Here is a 26,900-nt window from a genome sequence, read left to right as displayed (position 1 = left end):
CAGGAGTAAACGATCATGAAAAAGACCCTGATGATGGCGACCGTCGCGTTCGGCCTGGCTCTCGCCGGCGCCTCCCAGGCCCAGGTCCTGGGCGGATCCGGCGGCCTCACCGGCGGCATCGGCGGTCAGGTCGGCGGCCTCGGCGGCCTCGGCGGTTCGCTGGGCGGAAACGGTTCGCTGACGGGCGGCCTGACCGGCTCGGCCAATACAGGCATGATCCGCGACCGCGCCGCCGAAACCCTGGCCCGTACTGAACGCCGCGCCGAACAGGCCCGGGCCCGCGCCGCCGCCACAGCCGAGCGCAACCGCGAGCGCGCCTCGGCCGCGGTCGGCCGGACCCGCGACACGGCCTCCGGCGCCGTGAGCACCATCGGCTCCACCGCCGCCGGCGCCTCGGCGTCGGCCGAGGGCGCGGGATCCGCCGCCGCTGGCTCGACCCAGGGTCAGGCCTCGGGGCTGCTCGACGGCGCCGCCTCGGCCGACCGGAACGGTCTGACCGGCGCGATCGTCGGCTCGGGTCAGGGCTCCGCCTCGCGTCCGGCCGAACAGGCCTCCGACGCCTCGCCCGCGACCGAACCCCGCCGTCGCCGCGCCGACGCGAACGGCGGCGTCAACGGCTCAGCCTCGGCCGACCGCAGCGGTGCCTCGGCCTCGGTCGGCGCCGACGCCGGCGCCAGCTCGGCCCGCGACGACTGATACCGTCCTCATAGCAGACCGAAGGACCCCGCCGGCGCCAACCGGCGGGGTTTGTCAACCAATGTTCAGCTGGCCCGGAAGGGCGCCTCGCCGCCTGTGCGCACAGCAACGGCTGGGTTATGTGAACTTCATGAGCCCACACATTCGCCCTAGCCGACCGGACGAGGTCGATCGCCTCGTGGATATCTGGCGGCGCGCCGTCGACGCGACGCACCACTTCCTTACGATCGAGGACCGTCTCGCCATCGAGGCGGAGGTTAGAGCCTTCTTCCCCGCCGCTGAGTTTGTTGTCGCGTGCGATGCACACGATGTACCTGTGGGGCTTATGTTGATGGACGGCGCCCACCTGGAAGCGCTTTTCATCGACCCTGATCGCCACGGACAAGGGATTGGAAGGGCGCTGCTTCAGAGCGTGATAAGCCAGCACGACGGCATCACGACGGACGTAAACGAAGCGAACTCCCCAGCGCTGGGGTTCTACAAACGTATGGGCTTTCAGACCGTCGGGCGTTCTGATCTCGACAGCCAGGCTCGGCCGTACCCTCTCCTGCACCTGCGCCGTTGAGATCCTGTCAGCACTCGACGCAAACGCTCAGCACCCGCCGAAAGCAGACGTTGGGCGCCTCCGTGTGTGCAGCGCGACGTCGACTTTCGATGCGGGGCCATTAGATCTGGCTTTGTTTTGGGCGCCTGTCGATCGCAAACTTTCGATTGTGGAAAGTATTCGCTGTCATGCTTCAAGCAGACGGCGTAAAGGACTGGCAGGCCTCAATGCACCCTTTCCATTCGCAAACCGAAGACCTTCTCCGCACGGCGCTCACCGAGGCTGAGCGGGGTGAAGCTGAGCTGCACAGCGCGCTCGAGGCCTTGCCCGCGCCGATCTATATGACGGACCCGTCCGGTGTCGTGACGTTCTTCAACACAGCCTGCATCGCCTTCACCGGCCGTCGTCCCGAAGTCGGCAAGGACCGCTGGTGCGTCACCTGGAAACTCTACACCGAAGACGGCGAGTTTCTCCCTCACGACAAATGCCCCATGGCCGTCGCACTGACGTCAGGGCGCTCGGTCCGCGGCATTACGGCAATCGCGGAGCGTCCCGACGGCAGTCGGGTCGCTTTCACCCCCTTCCCCACCCCCCTCCTGGACAGCGCCGGAACGATGATCGGCGCGGTCAACCTCCTGCTGGACGTCACCGACATCCGTCAGATCGCTGAACTCCGATCGCAGGCGCGGCGCGCGGCCCGTCTGGCTCGGGGTGTCAATGATCCGCTCACGCTCGGCGCCCTTAACACGATGGCTGACGAGTACGAATTCAAGGCCGCCCAGCTCGAGAGAAAGCTCTCCCGCATCTTCGCCTGATCAAGCACGTGCCGCTCCGCTGGCGCTGGTCTGTAAAAGCGTTCAGCGCCTGTGTTTCCGCATCGGGCTTTTCGGGTTTGCTGAAACAATGGTACCGGGCTGATCGGCAAGCATGGGTGGTTCAATGGGACTTTCGGCGCGTCACAATGTGAACATTAGCGGATCCGGGACCCGCGCGATGATGTTCGCGCACGGGTTTGGCTGCGACCAGCAGATGTGGCGCTTCGTCGCCCCCGAGTTCGAGGATGATTTCCGGGTCATCCTGTTTGATCAAATCGGGGCTGGCGGCTCGGACCTCGGCGCGTACGACCCTGCGCGGTATGGAAGCCTCGACGGCTACGCGGATGATCTCGTCGAGCTCGCCGATGAGCTAGGGGTGCGCGACGGGGTTTTCGTCGGCCATTCTGTCAGCGCAATGATCGGGCTTCTCGCCGCGAGAAAGGCGCCGCACCTGTTTTCTGAACTCGTGATGGTCGGTCCGTCGCCCCGTTACATCGACGATCCGGAGACCGGCTACGCCGGAGGCTTCACCGAAGCCCAGATCCACGAACTGCTGGATTTCCTCGACAGCAATCACATGGGCTGGTCGCAGGCTATGGCCCCGGTGATCATGGGAAACCCGGATCGCCCCGACCTCGGCGACGAATTGACCAACAGCTTCTGCCGGACGGATCCTGAGATCGCGAAGCGGTTCGCCCGGGCCACCTTCCTGTCGGACAACCGGGCTGATCTGGACGGCTTCACCACCCGGACGTTGATTTTACAATGCTCTGACGACGTCATCGCACCCCAGAGCGTGGGCGAATACGTTCACCGCTCCCTCGCGAACAGCGAGCTCGTACTCATGGCCGCCACCGGGCATTGTCCCAATCTGAGCGCGCCGGAAGAAACCACAGCCGCGATCCGATCCTTTGTCTGAAAGCGGCACGGGTCAGCTCGGCAACGATCTCGAGGATCTCTTTGAGAACGCCCCCTGCGGCTACGTCATCACCGACGCCGCCGGCCGTATCATGCGGGCGAACCACACGCTTTCAGCCTGGCTCGATAGTGAACCCACCGACCTGACGGGGCAGCGATTTTCCGATCTCCTCAACGTCGCCGGCAAGATCTATTACGAAACCCACTTCGCTCCGCTTGTGCGGATGCAGGGCTTCTTCAACGAAGTCGCCCTGGATCTCGCGCGCGGGGACCGCGACCCGCTTCCCGTTCTCGTCAACGCCGCAGAACGGCCGTCAGCGGACGGCTCGCGGCGGATCGTCATCACCATTTTCAACGCAAAAGATCGCCGGCGCTATGAGCGCGAACTGCTTGAGGCGCGTCGGCTGGCCGACGCGGCCTCCTCGGAACTTCAGCAACTCAACCTAACGCTTGAGGCACGGGTCGCCGAAGAGGTCGCCGAACGGCTGAAGGCGGAGGAGGCGCTTCGGCAAGCCCAGAAGATGGAAGCGGTCGGCCAGCTGACCGGCGGGGTCGCGCACGACTTCAACAACCTCCTGACGGTTATTATCGGCGGGCTGGAATCAGTGACGCGCCAACTGGGGCGTGACCCCCTCCCCCCTGACGCCATCCGACGGATCGAGCGCGCGGTCGCGATGGCGACCCATGGCGCGGAGCGGGCCGCGACCCTGACCGCCCGGCTGCTCGCCTTCGCCAGACGCCAGCCCCTCGATCCCCGGCCGGTCGATCCCGGCCGACTGGTCACCGGCCTGGCGGACCTCCTCCAAAGGACGCTGGGAGAGGCCGTCGAATTCCAGACGGTCTCCGGGGCGGGTCTGTGGTTGACCAATGTGGACGCGGGCGAACTGGAGAACGCGCTGGTCAATCTGGCTGTGAACGCGCGCGACGCCATGCCGGGCGGGGGGTGCCTGACCATTGAGACCAGCAACGCCTTCCTCGACGAAGATTATGTCAGCGCGATACCTGAGCCGGTAAGTTCAGGTCAGTATGTGCTCGTCGCCGTCAGCGACACCGGGACAGGCATGGACGCGGCGACGATGAGCCAGGTGTTCGAGCCGTTCTTCACCACCAAGGAGGTCGGTAAGGGCACCGGCCTGGGCCTGAGCCAGGTCTATGGCTTCGTGCGGCAGTCCGGAGGCCACATCCGCATCTATAGCGAGGTGGGGCTCGGAACGACCATCAAGATCTACCTGCCGCGCCTGGTCGGTGGATCGGTCGCCGCGGAGCAAGTCGTGGATTCCTCATTCTCTGAAGGCGGCTCGGAAACCGTCCTGCTGGTCGAGGATCATGAGGATCTGCGTACCTATACGGCCGGCGTTCTGCGCGAGCTGGGTTACAAGGTGCTGGACGCCGCCAACGGGCGGGTGGCCCTGGAGCTTCTGCAGGCCAACAACGATGTCGCGCTGCTGTTCACTGATGTCGTGATGCCGGACGGGCTCAACGGACGTCAGCTCGCCGAGGAGGCGGTTCGCCGACGACCGGGGATCAAGGTGCTTTACACGACAGGCTATACCCGCAATGCCATCGTTCACAACGGGCGACTGGACCCGGGCGTGAACCTCATAAGCAAGCCCTTCACCTACCGGGAACTGGCCGAGAGGGTGCGGCGGTTGCTGGACGAACCGGATCCAGCGCCGGCTGGCTGACGTGAACTCGGACGTGGATACTATCAAGGGCGCAGTTCGCCCTCACGACCGCGTCGCTGTCTGTCGGCGGGTCGCGGAACGGTTTTCGGCCGGGGGCGCTTTGGGCGGGCCGTGTTGCGGCGTCAAGGCCACTCTGGCGTAGGTTGAAGGTATACGGACGCATGGGATCGACGGACATCGCCGCTAACGGCTCTCCCCAGCTCAGCGTGGCGGACTGGCGCCAGGTCGTGGACAGTGCGACGGATACGGCGATCATCACCCTGGATACAGCCGGGCTTGTCACCAGCTGGAGCGCGGGGGCCGCGCGCATCTTGGGCTGGACGGAGGCGGAGATGATCGGCTCTCCGCTCGATCGCATCTTCCTGCCCGACGAGCGTGAAGGTCGGGTCGCAGGCGAGATAAAGGATGCCCTTTCGCGGTGGGCCAGCTTACCGGTGGCATCGCCCACGACTTTAACAACCTGCTGCAAATCATCATCGGCAACCTCGACACCCTGCAACGGAACCTTCCCGAAGACTCGCCCAGGCTTCAGAGGGCCGCTGGTCATGCGCTCACGGGCGCCCGCCGAGCCGCGACACTTACCCAACGGCTGCTCGCCTTCTCACGTCGCCAGCCCCTGGACCCCAGGCCGACGAACGCCAACACGCTCGTCGGCAATATCTCGGATCTCATCCACCGCACGATCGGCGAGACGATCCATGTCGAGACCGTGCTCGGCGCGGGCTTGTGGAAGGTGGACGTCGACGGCGCCGAACTGGAAGCCGCGGTCCTGAACCTTTCGGTCAATGCGCGTGACGCCATGCCGGACGGGGGCCGACTGACCATCGAAACCGCCAACGCTCACATCGACGAAGCCTACGCCGCGACCCACGCCGAGGTGCTGCCCGGCCAATACGTCGTGCTGTCGGTCTCCGACACCGGCGTAGGGATGGACGAGGCCACCATTGCGCAGGCCTTCGAGCCCTTCTTCACAACCAAGGCGGTCGGCAAGGGGACCGGGCTTGGCCTGAGCCAGGTCTACGGCTTCGTCAAGCAGTCAGGCGGCCATGTGAAAATCTACTCGGAGGTGGGCCAGGGAACGACGGTGAAAATCTATCTCCCACGCTTGAACTCAGAAGCGGACCCGCCCGAGCCCGACGAAACGACCCTCGTTCCGGAAGGGAGCGAGGAAGAGACGATCCTGGTCCTCGAGGATGACGACGACGTGCGGACATATTCGGTGGAGTCGCTGCGCGACCTCGGCTACCGAGTCCTGGAAGCCCATGACGGGCCCTCAGCGCTGCGCTTGCTGGAACGACAGGCCAGGGTCGATCTGCTGTTCAGCGACGTCGTCCTGCCCGGCGGGATGACCGGCGCCCAGGTCGCGGCGAAGGCGCGCGAGCTTCGACCGGAGCTCAGGGTCCTGTTCACCACAGGCTATGCGAGGAACGCGATCATTCATCATGGGCGGCTGGACAAGGGCGTGCAGTTGATCACCAAGCCATTCACCGCGGCGGACCTGGCCGCGCGGGTTCGGGACGTCCTTGACGAGGGGACGGCGAAAATCAGCTGACCCCCTGGCCGCTACCGGCTGCATTCTGGCCGGCCTTGGGCGGCACCCGATCTGACGGACATTAGAAGCCCGCCGCCCTCCAAGGCGCGCCGCGTCGGGCGGCTCTGACGGCGCCCTGTTGGGGAACAGTCGCGGAGATCAGCCGCAACCAAACCGGTCGTGCCACACTTTCGTGGCGGTCAGCGGGACCCTGCGCTCCGTGCCCGTCGGCGCGCAGGCCGACGCCCTTATGCTAGGCCGGTTCATGGCCCGTCAGGCCCAAACCGGCTCTAGCTGGAGCTGAGCGCCAGAACGGCTCCGCCGAGGCGCGCCGCCCCGGCCGGGCTCTTTGGCCCACGACGGCAAGCCGTCATGGCGAGACGCGTGCCCCAGGAACGGCGCCCGAGCCGCCGCCCGCGCGGCAGGCCTGGGGCGCACGCAGAGTCTCGCCCGTCAATTCCGACCTCGAATCTGCGCCCCGGCGCAGCCGCTGGTGCCCGCGCGTCCCTTGTCGTCATTCCGCGGAACCGCTTCGTCGGAACTCTTCGCACGGCAGACCCTTCTCTAGATCTCGCTGTTTTGGAAGGGCAACACATGACCGACTATCTCGACCGAACCCAACACGCTCACCCTCTGCACGTGCTCGTTTCATGGCCCGCCGTTATCGCCGGGGCTGTCGTGGCGGTCGCAGTCGGCGCCATGCTCAACCTGCTCGGGGTCGCGCTCGGGGCCGGCGCGTTCAATCCCTATGATCTCGACGGCGGCGACGCCGAGGGCTTCGCCGCCGCAGCCGGCATGTGGGCGGTGGTCGCCAATTCCATCGCTCTGTTTGTCGGCGGAGCCGTGGCGAGCCGGGCCGCCAAGTACGCTGACCACCACAAGGGCGCGTTGCACGGCCTCAGTGTTTGGGCGGTCGCCTTCCTTCTGGCGATCCTGATCGCGTCAGGCTCGGCGGCGGTGAACAGCGCCGGGGTCGCAGGCGGTGAAGCCACGCGCGCCGCTGCTGGCGAGACCATCGTTGGGGACGCCCTGTCGCCGGATCGCCCGGTGGCCGACGGGGAACTGGTCGTTGCACCGACCCAACGTGCTGAAGCCGAGAACACCGCCGACAGCGCCGCGACGCTGGCGCTGTGGGGCTTCTTGACCATGCTCCTGAGCGGGATCGCCGCCGTTTTGGGCGGCCTCTACGGAACACGCAACCACCGCTGGATGGCCAAGGCGGGCCTGGAAGGGCGAACGGTTCCCGAGGCTGCGCGTGAAGTCTCAGGCGAGCGCGACGAACCTCACAAGGTGTATCCGACACCGCGAAGCTAGGGTGTCGCCGACGTTATCAAGGAAGCGCCGGCCCCTAGCGGGGCCGGCGTTCTGGCGTCGGGTCGCCTTTCGGCGTCGGTCCGGAGCGTGCGATTCCACTGGCCCGGTAGCCGCGAGCGTGGCGGAACTGGCATGCGGTTCGACCGCCGCCGCCGTCGTTGGGGCGGCGCTCCTGCCTGCCTCATTCTAGGCGAGACACTGGTCGCCCGTCCCGTTTGCCCTCGCATGTGGAAAGGCGCGGGCCTCCGCAGCCTCGTGAGCTTCGACCTTCTCATCGGAGCCCGTCCGGGTTGTGAAGGTGGAACACCTAAGTGGACCCTTCATACCTTTGGGGCGAAACCATTGGGGACAGACCGCCAGTCGAGCGGTCTGGGCTCGCTGACGAACATCCAGCTGCAAGCATCGACCGCCGGCTCAACGCGTTCCTCAAGCAATCGCGCTGCTGGTAGGGCCTTGTTATCGAAATATTTTCTGAACCGATGCAGGCTGACCGGGAAGGAGTGTCCAGTGCAGCACTGTATCCCCCCGGAAAGCTATTTCTCGGCCGTGACGCGCGCCAGCCAGGACGTCATGAGGATACTGACCCTCGACGGTCGCGTCGAATATATGAACGCCCGCGGGATCGAGCTTCTGGAGATAGCAGACTTTGAGAGCAACCGGGGAAAGCACTGGTCGGACCTTTGGCCTCTCGAATCTCGCCGCAGCCTTTCACGGGCTCTTTCGCGCGCCAGGGCCGGTACGCCCTCCACCTTCATCGCCGCGTGCCCAACCGCGCGCGGCAAGGCTCGCTGGTGGTCGACTGTGGTTTCTCCTGTCCTAAATAAGGACGGGACGGTCGTCAGACTTCTGGCGACCTCCCGGAACATCACCGCGGAGCGCCGCCGCGAACAGCGCTTGTCCAAGGCCCTTGCCAGGGCCCGCAAGTCCGAGCAGGCCCGCGAGGCCTACCTCAACTATATGCGCGAAGCGATCCACGCTCTTCCCGCCGGGCTGGCGTTCTACGACGCCGAGGATCGGCTTGTCATGTGGAACGCGCAGTACGTCCTGGCGGGAGGCTGCGATGAGGCCAGCAGCCACCTTCGGGTCGGGCGTTCGTTCCGTGATCTTTTGAAGCTCGACCTCGCCGATGGACGGCACCCGGAAGCGAAGGGGCGGGAAGCGGCCTGGCTTGAGGAGCGGCTGGAGGCGCGCCGAACAGCGAGCGGCGCCCACGAACAGAAACTCTCGAACGGCCGCTGGTTCAGGTTTGAAGATCGCCGACTGTCTGACGGGGGCCTCGTCTCGATCGCTTTCGATGTGACCGTCCACAAGCGTCGGGAGTCCACTCTCAGACGAACGGCCCTCCAGCTCGAGCGCGCGAAGCAGTCGGCTGAGAGCGCGAGCCAGGCGAAGACGTCGTTTCTGGCGAACATGAGCCACGAAATCCGGACGCCCTTGAACGGGGTCGTCGGAATGGCGGACCTGTTGTGCCGCAGCGATCTGCAGCCGGCTCACCGCGAGATCGCCCAGATCATCCGCGACTCGGGAAAGACCCTCGAACAGCTCCTCTCTGATATCCTTGATGTCGCGCGGATCGAAGCTGGCGAAATCGCGCTGGAGATGGCCCCCTTCCATCTGGGCGACACCGTTCGCGCGGCAGCGGCCCTGCTTCGTTTGAAAGCGGAGGAAAAAGGCGTCACCCTGGTCGTGGACGTCGAACCGGGAACCGATGGAGTCGTGACAGGCGATCAGGGCCGCGTTCGACAGATCGTGTCCAACCTGATTTCAAATGCCGTCAAGTTCACGGCCTTGGGCCAGGTGACGGTCAGCGTCGGCGCGCGTCCGGATGGCGGGGTCCGCCTCCGGGTCCGCGACACAGGGGTGGGATTCGACGTCCAGGCGGGCAATGTCTTCCGCCGCTTCGAGCAGGCCGATGCGACGATCACCCGGCGCTTCGGCGGCAGCGGGCTCGGTCTCGCCATCTCCCGTGACCTCGCGGAGCTCATGGGCGGCTCGCTCGATTGCTCCAGCATCGTTGGCGTTGGATCGGACTTTTGGGCCGACCTCCCCCTCGTTGTGTCAGCCCCCCAGGAAACGGTCGCCACCAACGCGGCCGAGCCGGAGGATTTCCGGCAGATCAGCATTCTCGCGGCCGACGACCACCCGACAAATCTCAAGGTCGTCCAACTGATCCTCGCCCAGTTCGGCGCGGAGATCACAACCGTGTCGAACGGTGCCGAGGCTGTGGCGGCGTTCAAGGTGAGACCCTATGACCTCGTTCTGATGGACATGCAGATGCCGGTCCTCGATGGACTGAGCGCCGTGCGGCAGATTCGCGCCTGGGAGGCCGATCGCAACGAACCCCGAACGCCGGTGCTCATGCTGACAGCGAACGCCATGGCGGAACATAAGGCGGCGAGCGAGGCGGCGGGGGCGGACGGACATGTCGCCAAACCCGTCACCTCCGAGGCGTTGATCCAGGCGATAGCCTGCGCGTTGGAAATTACCGACGCGCCAAGCGAAGGCGGCTCCGAGCGGATCGTGGTCTTATAAAATCGGCTAGACGGGCGCGCCTCTTGTCAATGGCCCTCGATCTCCCAGACGCTGCAGCGAGCGATCCACTGCTCGAGCTCCTGAAGCAACTGGCTGTAGGAGCGGGTCTCGAACGAATGGACGACCTGCCCGTCCAGGAAGGACAGCGGCTGATCCTTGATGCGCCGACCTCGTTCCGAGCGCGGCCAGGGGCAGTAGACGACGGTGAGCTCGAAGTGGCCCTCGGGATCGAACTCGGGCCGGAAGGCGACGTCGATGGTAAAGCGCCTGCCCTCATTGGTGGCGCTGTAGAGCGTAGAGCCTCCGATGCCCGTGAGGTCGTCCTCCATCTCCGAACAGAGGACGTTCCAGCCGACTCGCCAGCCCGATGGGATGCGCATTGCCGGCATATTGAGAAAAGCCCTGGACCCCGGGAAGCCGTCTTCGATACGGAACGTCATACACCGGAGGATAGCGCGCAGGCTGCATCCTTCAACGGGGTCAACTCATCGATCATCTAGGGCGATCCCTGGAATCTCGGCGTGGACTCGAGGGTTTCCCTCGAACCCCGCGTCCAACCTCTCTGCCCAGCTTTTGGGCCAAGCGTAGGACACAGGACCGCCGTCGTCCGCCTCCCGTTCAAGGTAGACGACCCATTCCTCTCCGACCTGCGGCATTGGGAGGCGTCGGGGACATTCAGTGACTTCACGGTGCCGGAGGATCACACGGCCCGTCTGGGTGAAGCCCTCTATCGTGCTGGTGATCTGCAGGCTGGCGACAAACTCGCGATTGGGTCGGGATGGGTCTGCTGCTTCTACGGACAACACCGTTGCCGCGGCGACGGTGACGAAGTCTCGCGCCATAATCTCTTCGGCGCCAGCGATAGGCCTACGGCAAGCCGAGGCTCCGGCGGCTGAAACCAGCCAGGCGATCAGAGCGAAAAGGAGGAGGCGCATCATCTCCGGCAACTTACTCAGGTTCGCCGGTCGGCGTCCCCTGACGGAAGCTCACCGTTTCTGGGCCACGCGTGCACCACGGCAACTTTTGTTCGCCAGACGAGTTGCTGCCCGGCGCACTTCAGCTCTGAACGCAAGGCGACTGCTCTCCAATCATGGCTTCGGCTTCGCCAGAACGTCCGCAGCCCACCCTTAGGCGAGGTCTGCCTCCGACCCATAGCGCACAGCGCGCGCACTGACGGGTCGCGAAAGTTGGTGCCCTTGAACCCGGTCCGCCAGAGCTATTGCAGAGGCTTGCTACGCCGGTTCGACGCTCAACCGCCGGGCACGGTCCATGTCAGCCGTGGCGACAGCCCGCCAACCAATGGCCCCGTCCGTCGTCCAGCCCGCCAGCGACTCGCAGACGGCGAATATCCGCTTCGGCTTCCGGACGACCATTTCCAGGATGACCGGCTCATCCAAGCCAGCGCAGACGTAGGCGATGTCCATCTTCAGATAGCCGTGAAACGTCGCCAGTGCAGCCACCGACAACGCGCCGCGCGCCCGTTGCGGAATAGAGCCAGAAAACCGGAGATCATCGACGTCATCCCCCAGCTGGCTCACGAAGATGGAGAACGAGTGTTGAAACCCCAGTTGGGGAACGTGGCGGTTCCGTCAGGAGCCGTCGTCGGCTTCCGGCCTATTGGAACACCCTAGCTCCAACGGCGCAGTCTCAGTGCCGTCACCGAACCCAGTGTCGGCCGAAGAGCGGCCTACGGGAAACATCTGGACCTGCAGCGCGCCGCTCGGCCCGAACAGCCTTGTGGATCTGCTCGGCGGCTTCAGCGATCCGACTGTCGCAGAGGTCGACTTGCCATCCTCGCCAGCCCGCCGCCGACATAGCCGCCTTAGCCTGTCGCCAGGCAATGCGCGCGTCTAGCCATTGTTGGGTTTGCGTCAGCGAATAGGCCCTGCACTCGAGGAGAGAGGCCAGCCTTGCCGCCTTGCCCAAGGCTTTGCACAGCGCGATCGCTTCATCCGCACCGAACAACGCCTCCTCGTAACGCTGCATGGCACGGTCGATCTCGACTAGGCCCGTTAGCGCATCGGCGCGCACCTCCAGCGCCCCGGCCGCGTCGGCTAGGCGAGCCGCGCGCAGATACCCGACTCGCGCGACGTCGTAACAGCCGTCTAGGTGATGATCCCGCGCTTCGGCGTAGAGAGCCGTCGCCTCTTCGTCGTCCGAGATCATCCTAATGGCCCACGCTTGTTTTTCCTGTCATTAATGTTGGCAAGCACATTCGTCATAGCAACCAGCAATCAGCTTCCGTCAGCGCGTCTCGGCTCCGGCGCACCGGGCGCGGGCCCTGGGGTATGCCGACCGCAACGGGCTGGCCGCCATTGATCTAGTTTGGTCTCAGTCGAAAAGCACTGAGCCGCCAGGCGTCATGAGGCAACCGTCGCGGAGCGAGAACCTCAGTCGTCTGCCTCTGCTGTATCGATTTCGAAAACTTCGGCCTCGCGGACGTCGACAAGTGTGAGCCCTACATCGACACCGCCCCGAAGCTCTCCGGGTATTAGTTTGTCCATGGGAATGCGCTGCGGGGCGAGGTCGTCATTGACCACGTAAATATGATGGCCGGCCCAACCCATCACCGCCGTCCGCACGTCGGCCTGATGCACGTAGCCCAGGTTGACCTCACCGCGGACCAGCAGTCGCAAAAGGTCCCGGTCAAACTTTAGTCCCCTTACAGGCGCCAGCACATGGAGCTCGAGTCCCGACGGCCATTCTTTGAAAACAGGGGCGCGCCACCCCTCGCCCCAACCGCTCCTGGGCGGGGCTCGATAACGGAATCGCCGAACGAAGCGACGGACTCGTCCCGGACAACATAATACAGGCGCGCTAGCCGCAGCCTTCAGCGGGCACGTCGTCTATCGGCGGGGTCTCCTTATTCGCTACGTCGGCGTCTGGGGGCGAAGGAATGGAAAGCGTCTACGGCGCTTTCTTACGGAGCGGGGAGCCGCCGTCACCATTGTTCGCAGCAGACCAACAGGGGCGCGCATCGCGTCCTTCGAAACGCGCGGGAAGCGTGAGAGAGTAAGAGACATAGCGCCCACGCCCGCCTGATCGGCAAGATCAGTTCCCACCCCCAGCGTAGTCGGCATCGTCTGCTTCCGGGGAGGAAACAGATCGCCGCCCTCGACCCGTTGCTGCCGTACGGAATGTCTGCAATCGTCAGATGATGAGATGGTTGTGGGTCATTTTGCCATTGGTTTTGGCCGCCTGCGGGGACGGTGGGCCACCGGCCATCGCGCAAGACCTGAACCTCGGGATCGGCACCAGCCAGCGATGGCCTGCGAGACTTTCCCAACAGTTTCCGACCGGCACCCCTCAATCCAAGGTCATCAGCACCCTACAGTCGCAGGGTTTTACCGTTGATCAGGGAAAGAGAACGGCCAAGCTGAAGTGGTCCGAGGGCGTCTGCGATCACTCCCTTGAGGCGGCTTGGGAAGTCGATGCGGAAGGCAACATCACAGACATTGATGGCGAGCACTGGCCTGCCTGCCTGTAGGTCGCCTTTCCACCCATAGGCGACGGTCCGCTCCCGACCCATTGCAGACTTTACGATCGTGCCTAACAGCGGAGGCTCCCTCTACCGAGGCGGGATCAAGGTTTGGATCCAGGCCTGCAGCGCCGCCGTATCGTTCATGGCGCCGTCAAATTCGTGGGCCGGACGCTGCGGCTCGTTGTTGCCACGAGCACGGCCGCGATAGACTTTCATCGGCACTCCGATGCCGGCCAAGCCGCTGGGCAGGGCAGCGTTGCGAACTTCCATGTAAACGGTGTCCGCTGCTGTCTCGCGACCGATCTGCACCGCGCCAGCGGCCTTCCAGATATCGACCGCATCCAGACAGGCTGAACCGCACCCGGAATCTGTAAGCACGAAGACCCGGCCCTGCATCGGGTTCACCGGGGCCGGCGCCGTGTGAGCTGGGGCTTCAGGCGTAGCTGTGGGTGCGCCATCATCTTCGCGCCAGTAGTCCTGCCCCGCAGCCTTGGCGGCGCGCATTCCTGTGATCGCCTTGTCACCCCAGGTGATCAGGTCGGCGTCGCCTCCTCCTGCCTTCAACTGGTCGATGAATGAGACGATCTCGGCGATGTTGTCATCCGACGCGCGCCAGTCGACCGCATCGCTGGAGGGCAGGTCATGCGTCCGGCGCCAATCGGAGCCCCAAAGCAGCGTGGCAAGGTGGTCGCTCCAATGTGAAGAGCCGCCGCCGTTACCGCGCAGATCCAGCACGACCCAAGGGGCTTTTCTCAGAACATCTTGTTTCGTCTGGGCCTCGGCGAGCAGGTTGGTAAGGGCGACATAGGCGTCGCTGCCCGGCTCGCTGTCGAAAGAAGGCATTGAGAGCCACAGACCGCCGTCGTCCATCGTCTTCAGACCGAACTCGGAGGACGCGCGTGGGCTCAGCCGTCTGCGGCGGGCCGACAAGTCGGCGGTTTCAATCGACCGCCAGTTCAGAGCGTATGAGCGGGTTTGTCCGTTGCGCTCAAAACGGCATTCGCCCATCTCGGCAATCCAGGGATTTGACCCGTTCAGGAATAGCCAATCACCCAGCTGAGCACGTTGGGACTCCAGGAACCAACGTCCACGGAACTCGCCTATGCGTGTCTCGGCCAGCCGGTCGGCAGCAACGCCGTCGCAGTCTATCAGGCGCGCGCCTAGCGGCGGGGTGGAAGGGTCGTCCGTCAGCCTATCCGCGACAACCTGGTCCGCGCCTCGATAAATCGTCAGGAAACCTGGCCAGCGGGCCGGAAAGCCGTAGGAACCGTCAGTCATACCGACTTGCATATGGCCATCGTCGAAGCTTGCGACATAGGACCTCAACGCCCACCACCACCCTCCGGCGTCGGTCGTCGTTTCTGCTCGGTGCAGCGCCACGGCCAGCCCATTGTCCACCTTTGCGCGAAAACCGGGGTTCAGCGTATCGTGCATTCCCGGATGGTTCTCGGCGATGATATCATGCACGGCCTTAGCGTCTCGCGCCAAGGTGACGGACCAGTCGCGCTCAGCCGACATAGACGGGTTCGCCGCCTCCTGAGCGCGCGCCGGCGCAAAGAAGATCATGCACAATGCAGCGGCCGAAAACACGGTTCGGGTGAGGGCCATTAAGCGGTCTCCTGCTTTCCTGAGCGAAGCTCAGCAAGTGAGCCCCGCCGTCGCCTGCTTCCTACTTACACTTTTGTAATACCGGCTTCGACCCCGCCGCGCCCGGGCTCGGATCCCAGGGATGGCAACACTCTCACGCTCATCCACCTATCTCAAACCAGGGGTCCGGAGGCCATGATGGCTGAGAAACTAGGCTGCATTTTCCGTCCAAGCGGTTGAAGCGGCGATGGTCCGGTTTCTTAGAGAGCACGTGCGTCGGCCGCCGATCACAACGTCGATCAGGCCGGAAAGCGGCGTCAGGCTGCGGTTGGGCGACGTCGCAACGTCTGCTTTCCACCCATTGCGGACGTTTGCCTTGACGATCAAACTGTCACGTATGGCACCGCTTGCGGCTTATTCCTTCCGAGAACGGGCTTTCAGTCCAGAAGGCGATACGCACGTCTGCATCGTTGAACGTGACGCTCTGAAAGCGTTCATGTCGCCAAAGGAAATCTCTGCTGCTTTCAGTGGGCACGTGGTCTATCGGCGAGGCCTTTTCATCAGCTACGTCGGTGTTTGGGGGCGAAGGAACGGCAAGCGGCTTCGACGTTTTCTTTCAGAGCGAGGAGCGAACGTCGCCATTGTGCGAGGCAAGCCCACGGGCGCGCGTATTGCATCTTCGAGACGCGCGCAAGTCGTGAACGGATTAGGGACCTCGATGGTTGAGGCTTATAGCGACAACGTGAGCTTTCCACCGGTGGCTGATAGTCTGCTGGCGACCCGTAGCGGTCATTTTCGAGGTCGGCTACTGTCTGGGATAACGCTGCTTATTCACCTCACAGGAAGGTCACATGAAACGGGTCGCCTGCGCGCTCTTCGCGTTCAGTCTGATTGCTTCGTCCGCCACCGCCCAGACCTCAATCCGGCCGGGCGAGCGTGTCCAAGGCGTCCTCGACGCGACCGATCGAACGCTCGCCGACGGCAGCCGCTACGACTGCTTCACACTGTTAGCCGCTGCGGGCGAGAGCGTCGTCATCACCCTTAAATCAAGCGAGTTCGACGCGTATTTGAGCATCACAGGCGGTACCGACTGCACTAATCCGGTTGCTCTTGGGACCGACGACGACAGCGCGGGCGGCAGCGATGCTCAAATCCGGATGACTTTGGGTCCAGGCGCTCATTCGTTCCGCGCGAACGCCTACCGCGCAGGTCAAGGCGGACGTTACGAGTTGGTGGTCGAGCGGCGCTGAGATTGGTCGCACCGCATGCTTCAACGCGCCCGGTTACGCATTCCGTCAGGCTGGATGATCGGCATCAACGGGCTCTACGAGGGAATGGGCGCGCCGGACCTGCCCGTGCTTCGGTTTTGTTCACTGCGTGGAATGAAGGCCGACGTTTCAGGATTGATGTTGAGTGGCGGCCAGAACTCGACACCGCAGAACGCTTTGTCCTGACGGTGTTCTACCAGCCCTGGCCACGAAGTGAGCGAGGTCGACGGCGCAAGGATATCCCGTTCGCCTTCGACATGAACGAGGAAGTCGTAGGAACGCTCAAGACCGATTCCTACAGTGAACTACTGTCGCAGCTCGAAGATTGGCTGGATCGATGCTCGGTCTGGTGCAGAGAGGGGAACTGACGACTTCAGCGAGATTTGCTGCCGACCCATTGTGGACGTCCACGTCCGAGGGCAGTTGTCGGGCGTCTCTGGAATCGACCGCCGCAGCAAGGAGTGTTGGAGTGGACCATCCCTATTACCGCATCGTTCTTGAATGGCTTGATCCAGAGTTGGGTGTCTGCCAACGGCAAGCAGAGGTTGCCGAGCTTTCGATCGGCAGAGCCGGACGAATGATGTCGACTTTGACTGACGGGGATAGCCTCAACAGTAAGGACTTCACCGGTTTGCGGATCGAGGTGATCCGGCCGGAAGGCTGGGAGGGCTAGCCAAACCGATTGGAGCCTTGGCTGCCGACTCCGATCGCCAGCCAGATAATGAACGCCAGAGCGGCGAACCCGACGACGAGACCGGCGATTGCCATCACCGAGGCGACGGCGAGGAACAGTGCCGGGTTTAGGGCCAGCACGGCGACGAGTGAGCCAGCCGCACCAAGACAGGCGCTGGCGACTGCCATCACAATCGCTAGCGTCCCGCTGCGGTTCATGTCGTGCAGTCGCTTGATGGCGATGACCGTCCACGGCCACAGCATGGCGAGCGACACGATCTGTCCCGCGACAGGGACGACTGCGCAGACGACGCCGAGCAGGAGGAAGCCCGCCGCGGAAACGATGAAGGTCTTGCGGCCGATCCGGCCTGCAGGATTGAAAAGGTGATCGATGATGGGGGCCATGGAGAGCTCCTCCGAAAAGTTGGTTGAAAGGTTCGTGTGCTGAAGAAGGGATGATCCGGGCGTCAGAGACCGCCCGGATCTCCAGGTCGCTAGACCGGACCGCCGGGGCCTTCGGGAACCTCGGTGTCGTCATCGCCGCCCGAACTGCCGAAGGCATTCAGGGTGCGCATCATCGGGTTGAAACGAAGGGCTCCGCCCCTTCGGTCGCGTTCCTTGAGGTCGCCCCCGAAGTTGAAGCGCAGCCCGATCGTCCAAGTATCGATCTCGACCGCTTCCCATTCGAGGCGACTGAAGTCGCCGACCACCGTGAATGCCGTGTTGGGGAGCCAGTATTCGGCGCCGGCCCCGTAGGACCAGGCATCCACGTCTTCGTCTGCCATCTGGACGCCGTTATAGGCTGCGTCGATATGCAGACGCAGTCGCGCCATCGGATAGAAGGCGGCCTCGCCGCCGAGCGTCCAGACATCCATGTCCAGGTCGTCGACCGACGTATAGGCGGTCTGCGCAGTCAGCGTCGCCTTGGAAAGGTATTTCTGAGCCTCCAGGCCACCCAGCCAAGACTGGTCCCCATCGCCTAGGCCATCGGCGCCGACGAAACCGCCCAAGCGGATGTCCGATCCGAAGGTGCGGGTCAGGTGAACGGCTCCACCACCGAATGTGGTGTCGCCGGCATCCGAGTCCGCCTTGTCGACGACGCCATCCAGTGTGACCGTCCAGTCAGAGACGGGGAGAGCCACCGTGCCATCGACCGTCCAGATGTCGGCATCGGTATCACTGTCCTCGATTGCGAGATTGGCGCTGCTGAAGTTGGCGCGGACAGAACCAGCCCGGTCCTGAGCTAGGGCAGGCGTGGCGAGAAGGGCCGCGACCGTGACGGTCGCGAGGTAGAGGGATTTCATAGTTTTTCTCGATGAAGGTGTTGGGCGCGGGAAATCACAGGCTGCGGGGGGGGCACAGCGAGTGTCGTCGGGTCAGCGCGGTCCCGATAAGACTTAGGAGGCTCAGCGGCTCTGGAGGCTCGCCAACCAGGCTCGATCGTGGTCGTACAGACGCTGGTTGTCTGAGGCGTTCCAGACGTAGTCCTGCACTCCGATATGATCCTCGAGATCGTCTCTGATCTTAAGACCATCCAGAAGTGCGATGACGCTCAGGAGCTGCTCATCTTCGGTGACCGGGCCGAGCTTGAAGAAGTCGCGCGCGCCTCCCGGCGCACGTCCGATGTTGAGGCAGTGAAGTCCAAGCCTGACAAAATACGGATCGTCTCCGGGGGGGACTTCGAACGTCTCGGTGATGATCAGCAAGCCGTTCTGCGTCTCGTCGCTGATCGAAACCACGATCAGGCCGGCGGGCAAACTGACTTGGATGGGCTCCGGCGTGGTGTTGGTGAAACTGAGGCAAACGTCGACGTTGACCCCATGGCCAATCTTGAGATCGGTCGCTTCGCCCTCACGTTTGCAGCGATCGCGGTCATGACCGTCAATCGGTTCCTGCAGTACCAGACCGGCGGGCAGCTCGAACGGTTTGCCGACGGGATCCTCGTCTGAGCGACCTACGCCCGGGCGAGGATCGCTTGGGCTCGCCAGCGCCGCGCCAGAGATGGCGACACTAAAAAGTAGAGCCAGCAGTGCCCTTAAGAGCGTCAATGTATGGCCTCCAGGGCATCCCGGTCTCGAGGCAGCAGCCCGTCGCCATCCGTCACTGACCACAGCGCATTCTGCACCGCGGGAATGTGCTCGTCGGCCAGCGCTTTGCCATCAAGCATTCGGATAAGTTGAGTGATGGGTTCGTCCTGCGTGATCGGACCCACATGGTAGGTGTCGCGTGCTCGCCCTGTGCTCCGGCTCGCATTGAGGCACTGGAGGGACAAGCTCACGAAGTATGGGTTCTCACCCGGTGGAACCTCAAAGGCCTCGGTTTGAATGAGCAGACCGTTCTGACTGCGCGTATCGAAGCTGACGAAGATCAATCCGGCGGGGAGGCTAATCGTGACAGGCGTCGGCAGCGTATTCGTAAAGCCAAGGCACAGTTGAATGTTCGCGCCATGCCCTTCCTGCGGCCTTACTTCCTGTTCCTCTGGGAAGCAGTGATCCTCAATGTAGGCCCCGATGGGCTCGCGGACGACAATCCCGTCGGGCAACTCAAGCGGTCGTCCCACAGGCGTCTCTTTGGACCGGCCGATGCCAGCGCGAGTGTCATGTGCAGACGCCGGCTCTGCGAAGGACACGCCGATGGCGAAGATCGCCCCGATGATGAAATATGGAAGCTTCATCAGAACACTTCGTGCCAGGTCTCGGCACCCGAGTAGGCGTCACGCTTGCCCAGGCACACCAGTCCCGGGCGTTCGGTCACGACCGGATTGGGGCCTCGCGTACTGATGCGGTGACGCAGTTGGCGGCACTGGAAACCGCCGACCGGGACTTCGCTCAAGACGGTGATCCGACCATCAACGACCGTACCGCGCCAGTCGATTACGCGACCGACCGTCCAGGGCGCGATCACTTCCGACCACGCGGAGTAGGTGTCCGGAATCGGCTGAAGAGCTCGGCGCCAGGAGTCGATGTCCACCGAACCCTCGCAAGTGTTGCAAGGGAACCGACTTGCATCCGTGAACCGCTGTTTCTGGGCGATCATCTCGGGCGAAAAGGCGAACTGGGTCGGCCGGACGACGGCGCGGTGTCCGGCATTGATCGGCCAAGGCTCCACGCCTTGAGGCGCGGCCGTCACGGCCGGGGCGGCACGATCCTGAGGGGCGGGAGCGGCGGTCCTGCTGTCGGGTCGGCTAGGTGCGTCGCTGTCATCACGTGGACGGGTCAGCTCGTCAGCAGCATTCCGCGCGGCGCGTTCAGCAGTCCGCTCGGCGAGCCTGCCCAGCATGCGGCCGAAATCCTGAGCTGATGCAGGCTGCGCGCCGCAGAGGGACGCGCTGACAACTGCCGCAGCGACGGTGGCGAGGGCGGGGTACTTCATTGGAGGCGCCTTTCAGGCGCGCGCCATCGCTCGCTTGCGAACAAGCGTTGATGGCGCGCCAGTTTTTTAAAGGGAATCTAGCGGAGCTTGATCGAAACGATCGCAAGGCCCGCGGCGGCAAACGCCAACAGCATCAGCCAGAGAGCGGCGGGAAGAGCGCTCATGCTGGCGGCGCCATGTTGAACATCCGCCCCGCGACTTCCGGATTGTAGAAAGCGAGGTAGCGATCCGTGCCCGCCGGGGGCAGCACTTCGACGAGGAAGCGGTTCTCGACCCAGACCTCGACCAAGTCGAACACGCCGCCGCGATCGCAGGCGACGGCTCGCCAACCTTGGGCGCGGGCGACCGTCACGATCTCCTCGCTGGACAGTTGGCTCGTCAGCGCAACGTGAAAACCGCTGGCGTCCTGCGCGGCGCCGTCCTGTCGGATCTGCACTTCCCACGGCATGACTTCCGGCCCGTTGGCCTTACCCGAGGGGTCAGCATCCCCATCACCTTGATTGTGAGCGGACGCTTCGGGCAGCACTTCGATACCGGTCCCGGACCCGTCCTTGGCGATGGCGACCCAGGCGCCGGGAACGACCGGGAACGGCATGGCGACGCCGTCGATGAGGTCAGCGAAAACCGCCGCCACGCTTTGGGGGTCGCGGGCGGGGAGCGAGAAGTGGGCGATCATGGAAGGTCTCTAGGTTTCGTGCGGGGGGAGCAGCGGCGTGGAGCCGCGTTCTTGAAGGTCGTTCACAAGGGTACGCGCCGCCCACTGGACCGCGGCAGAAGCGTCGGTCCCTTCAAGCGCCCACTGCTCGCGCAGTGAGATCCATGCGTAGGCGGAATACAGCAGCTGAAGGACAGCGGCGGCTCGCCGCTGATCTTCGACAGGGAGATCACGAGCACCCTGAGCGACCGCCGCAAGGAAGGCGGCACGCCGGACCTCATCCTGGCTGGCGCGCATCTCGCGGCCAGTCGGCGTGGTGACGGTGCTCGTGATATGAGCAGGGTTGGCGTCGAAGGACGCAAAGAGCTCGGGGAGTCGCTCGATCATCGCCTCGAAGCGGTCGGGGAAACCGCCCGCCACGCCCTGCTTGTCGTTGATGTGACGCCAAAGCGCCTCGTCGAGCACAGCTCGGCTTGGGAAGTGGCGGTACACAGTCATCTCGGTCACGCCGGCTTCTGCGGCGACTTTGCGGTTCGTCATGCCCGCGTCGGCGCCATCGCGCTCGAGGATCCGCGCCGCGGCATCGAGGATTCGTATCCGCGTACCCTCCGCTTGTTCGCGACGAAGACCCGAGTTGTAGGTGCGTGTGCCGGTCATGATGTTATTGGTTATAACATATAAATCGCATTCGCAACATGAATTCTCTCCGGTGCACGATCTGAGCGCATTTTGATCGATCGTCCGACCTCGGCGATCGGTCGTGAAAAGTGCGCCGGCACCCCGCGATGACAGTGATAGCGGGGTTTCTAACCGTCAATCCCCCCCCCGAAGTTAGTTGCACTAACATCACATATTGACGACTTACTTTAATTTGATCACAGCGTCGCTCTCCCCCAATCTTGAAGGAATGAGCGGCCCGATGCCCACCCGACCGAACCCGAGGTCGGGAGTGTGCCGACACCGCGTGCTAGCCGGTGCAATCGCGCCGAGCTCGGCGATGGTCTGGTGCAGGGCATCCGCTTCGACATCGCGGAGGGCCGACCAACCTTCCGGATCGGTGCGGGCCGCGACGAGCGCGCCGAGGCGATTGTCGAGGTCACCGCTGCCGTCGCGCGCGAGCTGAACCTGCTGCGTAGCGACGATCCAGCATACGTGGCGGCAAGAGATCGCGCGATCGCTGAGGGGGGCATGCGGGTCGACGGCGCCCCATCGAAGTTGGGCGGGTGGCTGGACGCAGTGCACGATCCGATCGTCGATCGGACGATCTAGCGCTGGGATGGGGCATCACCGCCAGGCGAAACAAGACCATGGAGCGTTTTTGAAGCGCGTGGCGACACGCCTCGCTGCAGCACTCGTCTTGGGTGGGGCTGCCGCCGCCCCCGGCTCAGCGGGCGAAGACAGTCCGGGCGGCTTCGGCGGATCAGCGATAGACCCTTGATCGCGGCCTGACCGGGTTGTCGCATCTCCACCAGGAACACCCGGGAAACATCCCGTAGTTCCCCGGCGAGGCGCCTGATTTCGAGAATGGAGCTTGCCCCGCGCAGCCAACCGACGCCGTTCGGCGTCGATGCCAGGGCGACCGCGCCGCTGGCGCAGGCTCACCTCTTGCCGGGGACGCCGGGGACTCGCAGATGGGCGAGGTCGAGAACACGCCGACATGTTCGTCCTGCGTGACCTCGCGGCTCCGGGTGGTTTGTCGAGGCGTCGTCCCAGCTATCCTCACACGTCGATAAAAGCGGCCAATTCGTCCGGTTCGCCGGTGGGGAATGCGGACTTGAGGTGATCAAGAAACGCCGAAACCCGGAGGCTGAGCAGGCGACGCGACGGGTACAGGGCCCACAGGGTGATTTCAGGCCCGTCGACGTCGCCCCAATGCACCAGGCGGCCAGCCGCTATGTCGCGACTGACGAGCGACACCGGAAGTCGCGCGACGCCGACCCCTGCCCGAACCGCATCGCGGACCATGATCATCGATGACAGGCCAAGGACCGGGTCGATCAGGATGTCCGAAGGTCCGGCTGGGTTCGCCACCGACCAGACCTGGGTTCCGGACGCCGTGCCGCGCGCGATGGCGGGGACGGCCGATCCGTCTTTGGGCCGGGCAAGATCGGGGCTGGCCACCACGACCAGACGGTCGCGCAGAAAGGCGCGCCCGACGAGGGTCTCGTCTGGATCCGGGTTCACGCGGATCACCACATCATAGCCCTCCTCGACCATGTCGACGGCCCGATCTTCCGTTGTCGCTTCCAGACGGACGTCCGGGAATGCCATGGCGAACCCGGCCGCCAGCCGTCCCATCGCGATCTGCGAGAACAGCAACGGCGCGCTGATCCGCAGCAGACCGCGAGGGGTGCTCCCGCCGGAAACAATCCCCGCCGCGGTCTCATCGAGCTCTGTAAGCAGGGCGGCCGTCCGCTCGTAGAGCGCCCGTCCCTCCTGGGTGAGCTTCAGCGTCCGCCCGCCACGCTCGAACAGACGCAAGCCTAGGCCGGCCTCGAGGTTCGCGACCCTGCGGGACAAGGTCGCCTTGGGGCGCCCGGCGGCGCGGGCGGCGCGGCCGACCCCTCCATGGCGGGCGACCAGATTGAAGTCCGCGAGCGCGAGCAGGTCCATGCGTTCCACCAGTGAGACGTAGCGTCCCAATCTAGGGCCTACCGACCATCATGTGGATCTCTAATTTCCCGGCTGTTCCCTCAAACCCCGGAGATTTCCATGACCATCCTCGTCACCGGCGCCACCGGCCGCATCGGCCGCCAAGTCGTCCAGCAACTCATCAATCGCGGCGCCGACGTGCGCGTCCTGGTTCGCGATCCCTCGAAGGCCGACTTCCCGGCCGGCGTCGATATCGTTCAAGGCGACCTGCTCGATATCGACACGCTGCGAACCGCCTTCGCCGGCGTCAGCACGCTGTTCCTTCTCAACGCGGTGGCGGCAGACGAATTCACCCAGGCGCTCATCACCCTGAACGTCGGCCGGCAGTCCGGCGTCGAGCGGGTTGTCTATCTGTCGGTGATCCACGCCGATCGCTTCGTGAACGTGCCGCACTTCGCAGTGAAGTCCGGCGCCGAGCGGATGATCGAGGACATTGGCTTCAGCGCCACGATCCTACGTCCCGCCTACTTCATCGACAACGAACTGACGATCACGGACGTCATCTTGAACCACGGCGTCTATCCGATGCCGATCGGCGGCAAGGGTCTCGCCATGGTCGATATCCGCGACATCGCCGAGGTTGCGGCCATCGAACTGATCCGCCGCGATCAGGCCCCGGGCAAGCTGCCGATCGAAACCATCAATCTGGTCGGCCCTGATACGCTCACGGGATCGGACGTGGCGGCGGTCTGGTCGGACGCCCTGGGCCGCCCGGTCGTCTATGGCGGCGATGATCCCACCCGATTCGAGCATAACCTGGCGAATTTCGTGCCCGGATGGATGGCCTATGAAATGCGGCTGATGGCCGAGCGCTTCGTCAGCGACGGCATGATCCCGGGGACCGGCGATGTCGAGCGCCTGACCGCCCTCCTCGGCCGCCCGCTCCACACCTACCGCGATTTCGCGGCCCGCATCGCCGCCGACGCAACGTCCGCTGCCTGATCGCAGCCGCAGACCCTCAAGGAATCAGGACCATGATCTATTCAACCGCCACCGTTCCGGTGAACGCCGCCGGACAACCCGAACTGACCCGTGCCCAGGTGTGGGCCGGCCTTGAACTAAAGGCGCGCGACGCACGGCTCTTCCTTCCCGACGGTCTTTGCACCCGCTGCGAGGTGATCGAGGAAGGCGCGACCCATTTCGTGCGGGAAGCCACGATCGCCGGTGCTGAACTGCGCGAAATCATCACCCTCGAACCGGAGCGAAAGGTGACCTTCTTCCAGGCGACCGGCCCTCGCGAAGGGGCCATCGTCAACGAACTGTTCGAGGACCAGAACGGCGACCTGCAGCTTCGTTTCTATTGCTTCCTGGGCCTGCGCGACGGCCTGCCGGGCAGCCCTTTGGAACAGGCCGAGCAGGTCCGGTTTGACAGCGACAAGGGCTACAAAGCCGCCCTCCTGTCGACACTGGCACGGACGCGCGAGTTGATCGCACAGGGAAGGCTCTGATTATGCTTCAGCAGGAGCCGTGAGCTTCGCGGCTCCTGCGAGGTTAGCCGCACCCCAGGCGCGGACAGCCCAAATTGTCGTTTAAGACGACAACCAGGCCCGGATCGGCCCAAGACGTAGAGCAGATCAGTTCTCGCTCGAAGACAAGATCGAGACCGACTTGCCGGGACGAAGGGTGGGTCGGACCGGGAGGCACCGCTCTGGAGGATCCGATAGGCCCTCGGCTGGGAAGCTGACATCGGCGTTTCGCCTCAAGATCGAAAGTCTAAAAAAGTCCGGCCGTCTGGTGCCTGGCCCGAAGCTCTGGTCTGGCCGCCTTCATCCACGGTCCGGTGCGCCCGGAGCCTCGCCCGTTTAGAGTCGGTCTTGGCAAATTGATACTCGTCCCCGATTGACATATAGATGACCATCGTCATATTTGGCGCGCTGGATGATCAGTGTCATTTAAGGTGGGACATAACGCGCGTGTTCGCCCCTCCGTCCCTTCCGATGAGCGGCCATGGCTGGCCCTGACGATTCGGCCAGCGCACTCGCAGGCGAGAAGAAGACTGGCGCAAGAAGGCAGGGCAGGCCGCGGGAATTCGATCGGGATGCCGCCTTGGAGGTGGCGATGCGCCTCTTCTGGCGTCATGGCTACGAGGGCGTTTCGCTCGCCGCTCTGACCCGGGCCATGGGGATTTCCTCTCCGAGCTTCTACGCAGCGTTCGCCAGCAAGTCTGACGTGTTCGACGAGGCCCTGCGCCACTACGAAACGACAATCGGGTCGGTGGATCTCGCAATTCTGACGGCCGCGCCGAATCTGGAGGCCGGGGTCCGAGCCTTCCTCCACGACGCCGCCGGACGGTGGACGAGCCGTCCTCATGAACGGGGCTGCATGATCTGGAACGGCGCCCTGCAAGCCGGCCCGATGTGCGACCCGATCGTCCAGCGGCTTAGAGACAGTCGAAACAACCTGCGCAGTCGGTTGTCCGCCAGCCTGGAACGCTTCGTCGACCCTCAAACTGCGGCGCAACTCTCGCTCTATATAAGCGGCCTGCTCGCCGGGCTGTCGAGCCAGGCGCGCGACGGGATGACAGGAGAGCAGATCGGCTCCGTCATTGACCTCGCTGTGAATCGGCGCCGGCTTTAGGCCGCGAGGCGGTCCGCGAGCGGAGCGCCTCGAGACTCGCCCGTGTTCAGGCCGGCCGGGCCTGCATCATCATATTGGCGATGAACGTCATGACGGCGACGTCGTCCTGATTGAAGACCGTGACGGACGTCTTGATCAGACCCATGGACGGGCGGCTTTGCGACCGTCGCGTCTCGACCACTTCTGTCTCGCAGCGAAGCGTGTCCCCGGGGTAGACCGGTTTGAGCCAGCGCAGGGTGTCAATGCCAGGCGAGCCGAGAAGCGCCTGCTTGCGCTCCTGGCCATAGGCGACGGTCATCGCCATGGTCATGGCGCAGGTGTGCCAACCGCTCGCCGCCAGCCGTTTGAACGGCGTTTCCGCGGCCGCCTCGTCGGACAGGTGGAAGGGCTGCGGATCGAACTTTTCGGCGAAGGCGATGACCTCCCCACGTTCGACGGCATAGGCCCCGAAACGGGCCGTGTCACCGATCACAACGTCCTCGAAATACTCCATCATCGCCTCCTGTTGGCCAAACTGTCTCCGTGATCGCCTCTGTGACCCGGCCCGATCGGGCCGCGGTGTCGCACCGAGCCGTCGAAACGAGTCCGCGGCGCGCGGCCC

General features: G+C 64.2%; 30 protein-coding genes and 1 pseudogene. 17 read left to right on the top strand and 14 right to left on the bottom strand.

Annotated features, from left to right (window positions below):
- Nucleotides 1-15: 15 nt before the first annotated feature.
- The 9 genes and pseudogenes from ACFQQC_RS18560 to ACFQQC_RS18520 all read left to right on the top strand — a co-directional run bounded on the left by ACFQQC_RS18560 (nt 16) and on the right by ACFQQC_RS18520 (nt 10,035).
- On the top strand, nt 16-696 hold the full coding sequence (locus ACFQQC_RS18560) for a hypothetical protein (RefSeq protein WP_376864030.1): 681 nt from the start codon (nt 16-18) through the stop codon (nt 694-696).
- A gap of 130 nt (nt 697-826) precedes the next feature.
- A complete protein-coding gene (locus ACFQQC_RS18555) occupies nt 827-1,261 on the top strand; it encodes an acetyltransferase (protein ID WP_376864029.1) in 435 nt (144 codons plus the stop codon).
- Between the two features lie 167 nt (nt 1,262-1,428).
- Nucleotides 1,429-2,055 carry a PAS domain S-box protein gene (locus ACFQQC_RS18550; protein ID WP_376864028.1) on the top strand — a complete coding sequence of 209 codons (627 nt, stop codon included), beginning with the start codon at nt 1,429-1,431 and terminating at the stop codon, nt 2,053-2,055.
- Nucleotides 2,056-2,233: 178 nt separating this feature from the next.
- Nucleotides 2,234-2,974, top strand: coding sequence for an alpha/beta fold hydrolase (locus ACFQQC_RS18545; protein WP_376864027.1), 741 nt, complete (start codon nt 2,234-2,236; stop codon nt 2,972-2,974).
- Nucleotides 2,967-4,658 (top strand): ATP-binding protein, encoded by a 1,692-nt coding sequence (locus ACFQQC_RS18540; RefSeq protein WP_376864026.1) that lies wholly within the window; start codon nt 2,967-2,969, stop codon nt 4,656-4,658. The genes ACFQQC_RS18545 and ACFQQC_RS18540 overlap by 8 nt, the downstream gene beginning before the upstream one ends.
- A 161-nt stretch (nt 4,659-4,819) precedes the next feature.
- A pseudogene (locus tag ACFQQC_RS18535) lies at nt 4,820-5,050 on the top strand (PAS domain-containing protein); the annotation flags it as partial.
- A 26-nt stretch (nt 5,051-5,076) separates the two neighbouring features.
- On the top strand, nt 5,077-6,210 hold the full coding sequence (locus tag ACFQQC_RS18530; RefSeq protein WP_376864025.1) for an ATP-binding protein: 1,134 nt from the start codon (nt 5,077-5,079) through the stop codon (nt 6,208-6,210).
- Nucleotides 6,211-6,783: 573 nt separating this feature from the next.
- Complete coding sequence (locus tag ACFQQC_RS18525) at nt 6,784-7,503, top strand: hypothetical protein (RefSeq protein WP_376864024.1); 720 nt, start codon at nt 6,784-6,786, stop codon at nt 7,501-7,503.
- Nucleotides 7,504-8,010: 507 nt separating this feature from the next.
- The gene (locus ACFQQC_RS18520; protein ID WP_376864022.1) at nt 8,011-10,035 is read left to right on the top strand and encodes a response regulator; all 2,025 of its coding nucleotides are present in this window, start codon (nt 8,011-8,013) and stop codon (nt 10,033-10,035) included.
- 26 nt (nt 10,036-10,061) lie between these two features.
- On the opposite strand, the gene ACFQQC_RS18515 is transcribed toward ACFQQC_RS18520, so the two are convergent.
- The 4 genes from ACFQQC_RS18515 to ACFQQC_RS18500 form a co-directional block, all read right to left on the bottom strand.
- On the bottom strand, nt 10,062-10,415 hold the full coding sequence (locus ACFQQC_RS18515) for a hypothetical protein (RefSeq protein WP_376864021.1): 354 nt from the start codon (nt 10,413-10,415) through the stop codon (nt 10,062-10,064).
- Between the two features lie 852 nt (nt 10,416-11,267).
- The gene (locus ACFQQC_RS18510) at nt 11,268-11,573 is read right to left on the bottom strand and encodes a hypothetical protein (protein ID WP_376864020.1); all 306 of its coding nucleotides are present in this window, start codon (nt 11,571-11,573) and stop codon (nt 11,268-11,270) included.
- A 118-nt stretch (nt 11,574-11,691) separates the two neighbouring features.
- Nucleotides 11,692-12,201 (bottom strand): hypothetical protein, encoded by a 510-nt coding sequence (locus ACFQQC_RS18505; RefSeq protein ID WP_376864019.1) that lies wholly within the window; start codon nt 12,199-12,201, stop codon nt 11,692-11,694.
- 224 nt (nt 12,202-12,425) lie between these two features.
- The gene (locus ACFQQC_RS18500; protein ID WP_376864018.1) at nt 12,426-12,671 is read right to left on the bottom strand and encodes a hypothetical protein; all 246 of its coding nucleotides are present in this window, start codon (nt 12,669-12,671) and stop codon (nt 12,426-12,428) included.
- A gap of 530 nt (nt 12,672-13,201) precedes the next feature.
- Between ACFQQC_RS18500 and ACFQQC_RS18495 the strand changes: the two genes are divergently transcribed.
- Nucleotides 13,202-13,522, top strand: a complete 321-nt coding sequence (locus tag ACFQQC_RS18495) for a hypothetical protein (protein WP_376864017.1) — start codon at nt 13,202-13,204, stop codon at nt 13,520-13,522.
- An 81-nt stretch (nt 13,523-13,603) separates the two neighbouring features.
- Here ACFQQC_RS18495 and ACFQQC_RS18490 read toward each other — a convergent pair whose 3' ends face one another.
- On the bottom strand, nt 13,604-15,124 hold the full coding sequence (locus ACFQQC_RS18490) for a peptidase S41 (protein ID WP_376864016.1): 1,521 nt from the start codon (nt 15,122-15,124) through the stop codon (nt 13,604-13,606).
- Between the two features lie 830 nt (nt 15,125-15,954).
- On the opposite strand from ACFQQC_RS18490, the gene ACFQQC_RS18485 reads away from it, so the two are divergent.
- The 3 genes from ACFQQC_RS18485 to ACFQQC_RS18475 all read left to right on the top strand — a co-directional run bounded on the left by ACFQQC_RS18485 (nt 15,955) and on the right by ACFQQC_RS18475 (nt 17,044).
- Complete coding sequence (locus ACFQQC_RS18485; RefSeq protein ID WP_376864015.1) at nt 15,955-16,353, top strand: hypothetical protein; 399 nt, start codon at nt 15,955-15,957, stop codon at nt 16,351-16,353.
- Between the two features lie 15 nt (nt 16,354-16,368).
- Complete coding sequence (locus tag ACFQQC_RS18480; RefSeq protein ID WP_376864014.1) at nt 16,369-16,557, top strand: hypothetical protein; 189 nt, start codon at nt 16,369-16,371, stop codon at nt 16,555-16,557.
- A 283-nt stretch (nt 16,558-16,840) separates the two neighbouring features.
- Nucleotides 16,841-17,044, top strand: a complete 204-nt coding sequence (locus tag ACFQQC_RS18475; protein ID WP_376864013.1) for a hypothetical protein — start codon at nt 16,841-16,843, stop codon at nt 17,042-17,044.
- Here the strand turns inward: ACFQQC_RS18475 and ACFQQC_RS18470 are convergent.
- From ACFQQC_RS18470 to ACFQQC_RS18440, 7 genes are all read right to left on the bottom strand, one after another.
- Nucleotides 17,041-17,448 carry a DUF805 domain-containing protein gene (locus tag ACFQQC_RS18470; protein WP_376864012.1) on the bottom strand — a complete coding sequence of 136 codons (408 nt, stop codon included), beginning with the start codon at nt 17,446-17,448 and terminating at the stop codon, nt 17,041-17,043. The genes ACFQQC_RS18475 and ACFQQC_RS18470 overlap by 4 nt on opposite strands.
- A gap of 89 nt (nt 17,449-17,537) precedes the next feature.
- The gene (locus ACFQQC_RS18465; protein ID WP_376864010.1) at nt 17,538-18,347 is read right to left on the bottom strand and encodes a hypothetical protein; all 810 of its coding nucleotides are present in this window, start codon (nt 18,345-18,347) and stop codon (nt 17,538-17,540) included.
- A 102-nt stretch (nt 18,348-18,449) separates the two neighbouring features.
- A complete protein-coding gene (locus ACFQQC_RS18460; protein WP_376864009.1) occupies nt 18,450-19,091 on the bottom strand; it encodes a hypothetical protein in 642 nt (213 codons plus the stop codon).
- The gene (locus ACFQQC_RS18455; protein ID WP_376864008.1) at nt 19,088-19,717 is read right to left on the bottom strand and encodes a hypothetical protein; all 630 of its coding nucleotides are present in this window, start codon (nt 19,715-19,717) and stop codon (nt 19,088-19,090) included. Before ACFQQC_RS18455 ends, ACFQQC_RS18460 begins: the two co-directional genes overlap by 4 nt.
- Nucleotides 19,717-20,415 (bottom strand): hypothetical protein, encoded by a 699-nt coding sequence (locus ACFQQC_RS18450; RefSeq protein WP_376864007.1) that lies wholly within the window; start codon nt 20,413-20,415, stop codon nt 19,717-19,719. The genes ACFQQC_RS18455 and ACFQQC_RS18450 overlap by 1 nt, the downstream gene beginning before the upstream one ends.
- Nucleotides 20,416-20,575: 160 nt before the next feature.
- Nucleotides 20,576-21,091 (bottom strand): hypothetical protein, encoded by a 516-nt coding sequence (locus tag ACFQQC_RS18445; protein WP_376864006.1) that lies wholly within the window; start codon nt 21,089-21,091, stop codon nt 20,576-20,578.
- 9 nt (nt 21,092-21,100) lie between these two features.
- Nucleotides 21,101-21,727: a TetR/AcrR family transcriptional regulator gene (locus ACFQQC_RS18440; protein WP_376864005.1), complete on the bottom strand. Its 627-nt coding sequence runs from the start codon at nt 21,725-21,727 to the stop codon at nt 21,101-21,103.
- 348 nt (nt 21,728-22,075) lie between these two features.
- Between ACFQQC_RS18440 and ACFQQC_RS18435 the strand changes: the two genes are divergently transcribed.
- A complete protein-coding gene (locus ACFQQC_RS18435; RefSeq protein WP_376864004.1) occupies nt 22,076-22,339 on the top strand; it encodes a hypothetical protein in 264 nt (87 codons plus the stop codon).
- A gap of 450 nt (nt 22,340-22,789) precedes the next feature.
- Here ACFQQC_RS18435 and ACFQQC_RS18430 read toward each other — a convergent pair whose 3' ends face one another.
- The gene (locus ACFQQC_RS18430; RefSeq protein ID WP_376864002.1) at nt 22,790-23,683 is read right to left on the bottom strand and encodes a LysR family transcriptional regulator; all 894 of its coding nucleotides are present in this window, start codon (nt 23,681-23,683) and stop codon (nt 22,790-22,792) included.
- A gap of 99 nt (nt 23,684-23,782) precedes the next feature.
- On the opposite strand from ACFQQC_RS18430, the gene ACFQQC_RS18425 reads away from it, so the two are divergent.
- The 3 genes from ACFQQC_RS18425 to ACFQQC_RS18415 all read left to right on the top strand — a co-directional run bounded on the left by ACFQQC_RS18425 (nt 23,783) and on the right by ACFQQC_RS18415 (nt 26,299).
- Nucleotides 23,783-24,664 (top strand): SDR family oxidoreductase, encoded by an 882-nt coding sequence (locus ACFQQC_RS18425; RefSeq protein WP_376864001.1) that lies wholly within the window; start codon nt 23,783-23,785, stop codon nt 24,662-24,664.
- 32 nt (nt 24,665-24,696) lie between these two features.
- Nucleotides 24,697-25,170 carry an AtaL-like protein gene (locus ACFQQC_RS18420; RefSeq protein WP_376864000.1) on the top strand — a complete coding sequence of 158 codons (474 nt, stop codon included), beginning with the start codon at nt 24,697-24,699 and terminating at the stop codon, nt 25,168-25,170.
- 499 nt (nt 25,171-25,669) lie between these two features.
- On the top strand, nt 25,670-26,299 hold the full coding sequence (locus tag ACFQQC_RS18415) for a TetR/AcrR family transcriptional regulator (RefSeq protein ID WP_376863999.1): 630 nt from the start codon (nt 25,670-25,672) through the stop codon (nt 26,297-26,299).
- 46 nt (nt 26,300-26,345) lie between these two features.
- Here ACFQQC_RS18415 and ACFQQC_RS18410 read toward each other — a convergent pair whose 3' ends face one another.
- A complete protein-coding gene (locus tag ACFQQC_RS18410; RefSeq protein ID WP_376863998.1) occupies nt 26,346-26,792 on the bottom strand; it encodes a MaoC family dehydratase in 447 nt (148 codons plus the stop codon).
- Nucleotides 26,793-26,900 lie beyond the last annotated feature (108 nt).

This window comes from Brevundimonas sp. GCM10030266 (genome assembly GCF_042666595.1).
GTDB lineage: Bacteria > Pseudomonadota > Alphaproteobacteria > Caulobacterales > Caulobacteraceae > Brevundimonas.
Note: the sequence above shows the minus strand (reverse complement) of the source record. Positions and strands in the feature narration are given on the sequence as shown.

Bases quoted from the DNA above. Each gene is read 5' to 3' on its own strand.
- ACFQQC_RS18465 (WP_376864010.1), bottom strand. From the start codon at position 18,347: ATGAAATCCCTCTACCTCGCGACCGTCACGGTCGCGGCCCTTCTCGCC.
- ACFQQC_RS18455 (WP_376864008.1), bottom strand. From the start codon at position 19,717: ATGAAGCTTCCATATTTCATCATCGGGGCGATCTTCGCCATCGGCGTG.
- ACFQQC_RS18515 (WP_376864021.1), bottom strand. From the start codon at position 10,415: ATGCGCATCCCATCGGGCTGGCGAGTCGGCTGGAACGTCCTCTGTTCG.
- ACFQQC_RS18505 (WP_376864019.1), bottom strand. From the start codon at position 12,201: ATGATCTCGGACGACGAAGAGGCGACGGCTCTCTACGCCGAAGCGCGG.
- ACFQQC_RS18415 (WP_376863999.1), top strand. From the start codon at position 25,670: ATGGCTGGCCCTGACGATTCGGCCAGCGCACTCGCAGGCGAGAAGAAG.
- ACFQQC_RS18420 (WP_376864000.1), top strand. From the start codon at position 24,697: ATGATCTATTCAACCGCCACCGTTCCGGTGAACGCCGCCGGACAACCC.
- ACFQQC_RS18470 (WP_376864012.1), bottom strand. From the start codon at position 17,448: ATGGCCCCCATCATCGATCACCTTTTCAATCCTGCAGGCCGGATCGGC.
- ACFQQC_RS18555 (WP_376864029.1), top strand. From the start codon at position 827: ATGAGCCCACACATTCGCCCTAGCCGACCGGACGAGGTCGATCGCCTC.
- ACFQQC_RS18450 (WP_376864007.1), bottom strand. From the start codon at position 20,415: ATGAAGTACCCCGCCCTCGCCACCGTCGCTGCGGCAGTTGTCAGCGCG.
- ACFQQC_RS18480 (WP_376864014.1), top strand. From the start codon at position 16,369: ATGCTTCAACGCGCCCGGTTACGCATTCCGTCAGGCTGGATGATCGGC.
- ACFQQC_RS18485 (WP_376864015.1), top strand. From the start codon at position 15,955: ATGAAACGGGTCGCCTGCGCGCTCTTCGCGTTCAGTCTGATTGCTTCG.
- ACFQQC_RS18425 (WP_376864001.1), top strand. From the start codon at position 23,783: ATGACCATCCTCGTCACCGGCGCCACCGGCCGCATCGGCCGCCAAGTC.
- ACFQQC_RS18445 (WP_376864006.1), bottom strand. From the start codon at position 21,091: ATGATCGCCCACTTCTCGCTCCCCGCCCGCGACCCCCAAAGCGTGGCG.
- ACFQQC_RS18560 (WP_376864030.1), top strand. From the start codon at position 16: ATGAAAAAGACCCTGATGATGGCGACCGTCGCGTTCGGCCTGGCTCTC.
- ACFQQC_RS18545 (WP_376864027.1), top strand. From the start codon at position 2,234: ATGATGTTCGCGCACGGGTTTGGCTGCGACCAGCAGATGTGGCGCTTC.
- ACFQQC_RS18490 (WP_376864016.1), bottom strand. From the start codon at position 15,124: ATGGCCCTCACCCGAACCGTGTTTTCGGCCGCTGCATTGTGCATGATC.
- ACFQQC_RS18410 (WP_376863998.1), bottom strand. From the start codon at position 26,792: ATGGAGTATTTCGAGGACGTTGTGATCGGTGACACGGCCCGTTTCGGG.
- ACFQQC_RS18440 (WP_376864005.1), bottom strand. From the start codon at position 21,727: ATGACCGGCACACGCACCTACAACTCGGGTCTTCGTCGCGAACAAGCG.
- ACFQQC_RS18550 (WP_376864028.1), top strand. From the start codon at position 1,429: ATGCTTCAAGCAGACGGCGTAAAGGACTGGCAGGCCTCAATGCACCCT.
- ACFQQC_RS18525 (WP_376864024.1), top strand. From the start codon at position 6,784: ATGACCGACTATCTCGACCGAACCCAACACGCTCACCCTCTGCACGTG.
- ACFQQC_RS18430 (WP_376864002.1), bottom strand. From the start codon at position 23,683: ATGGACCTGCTCGCGCTCGCGGACTTCAATCTGGTCGCCCGCCATGGA.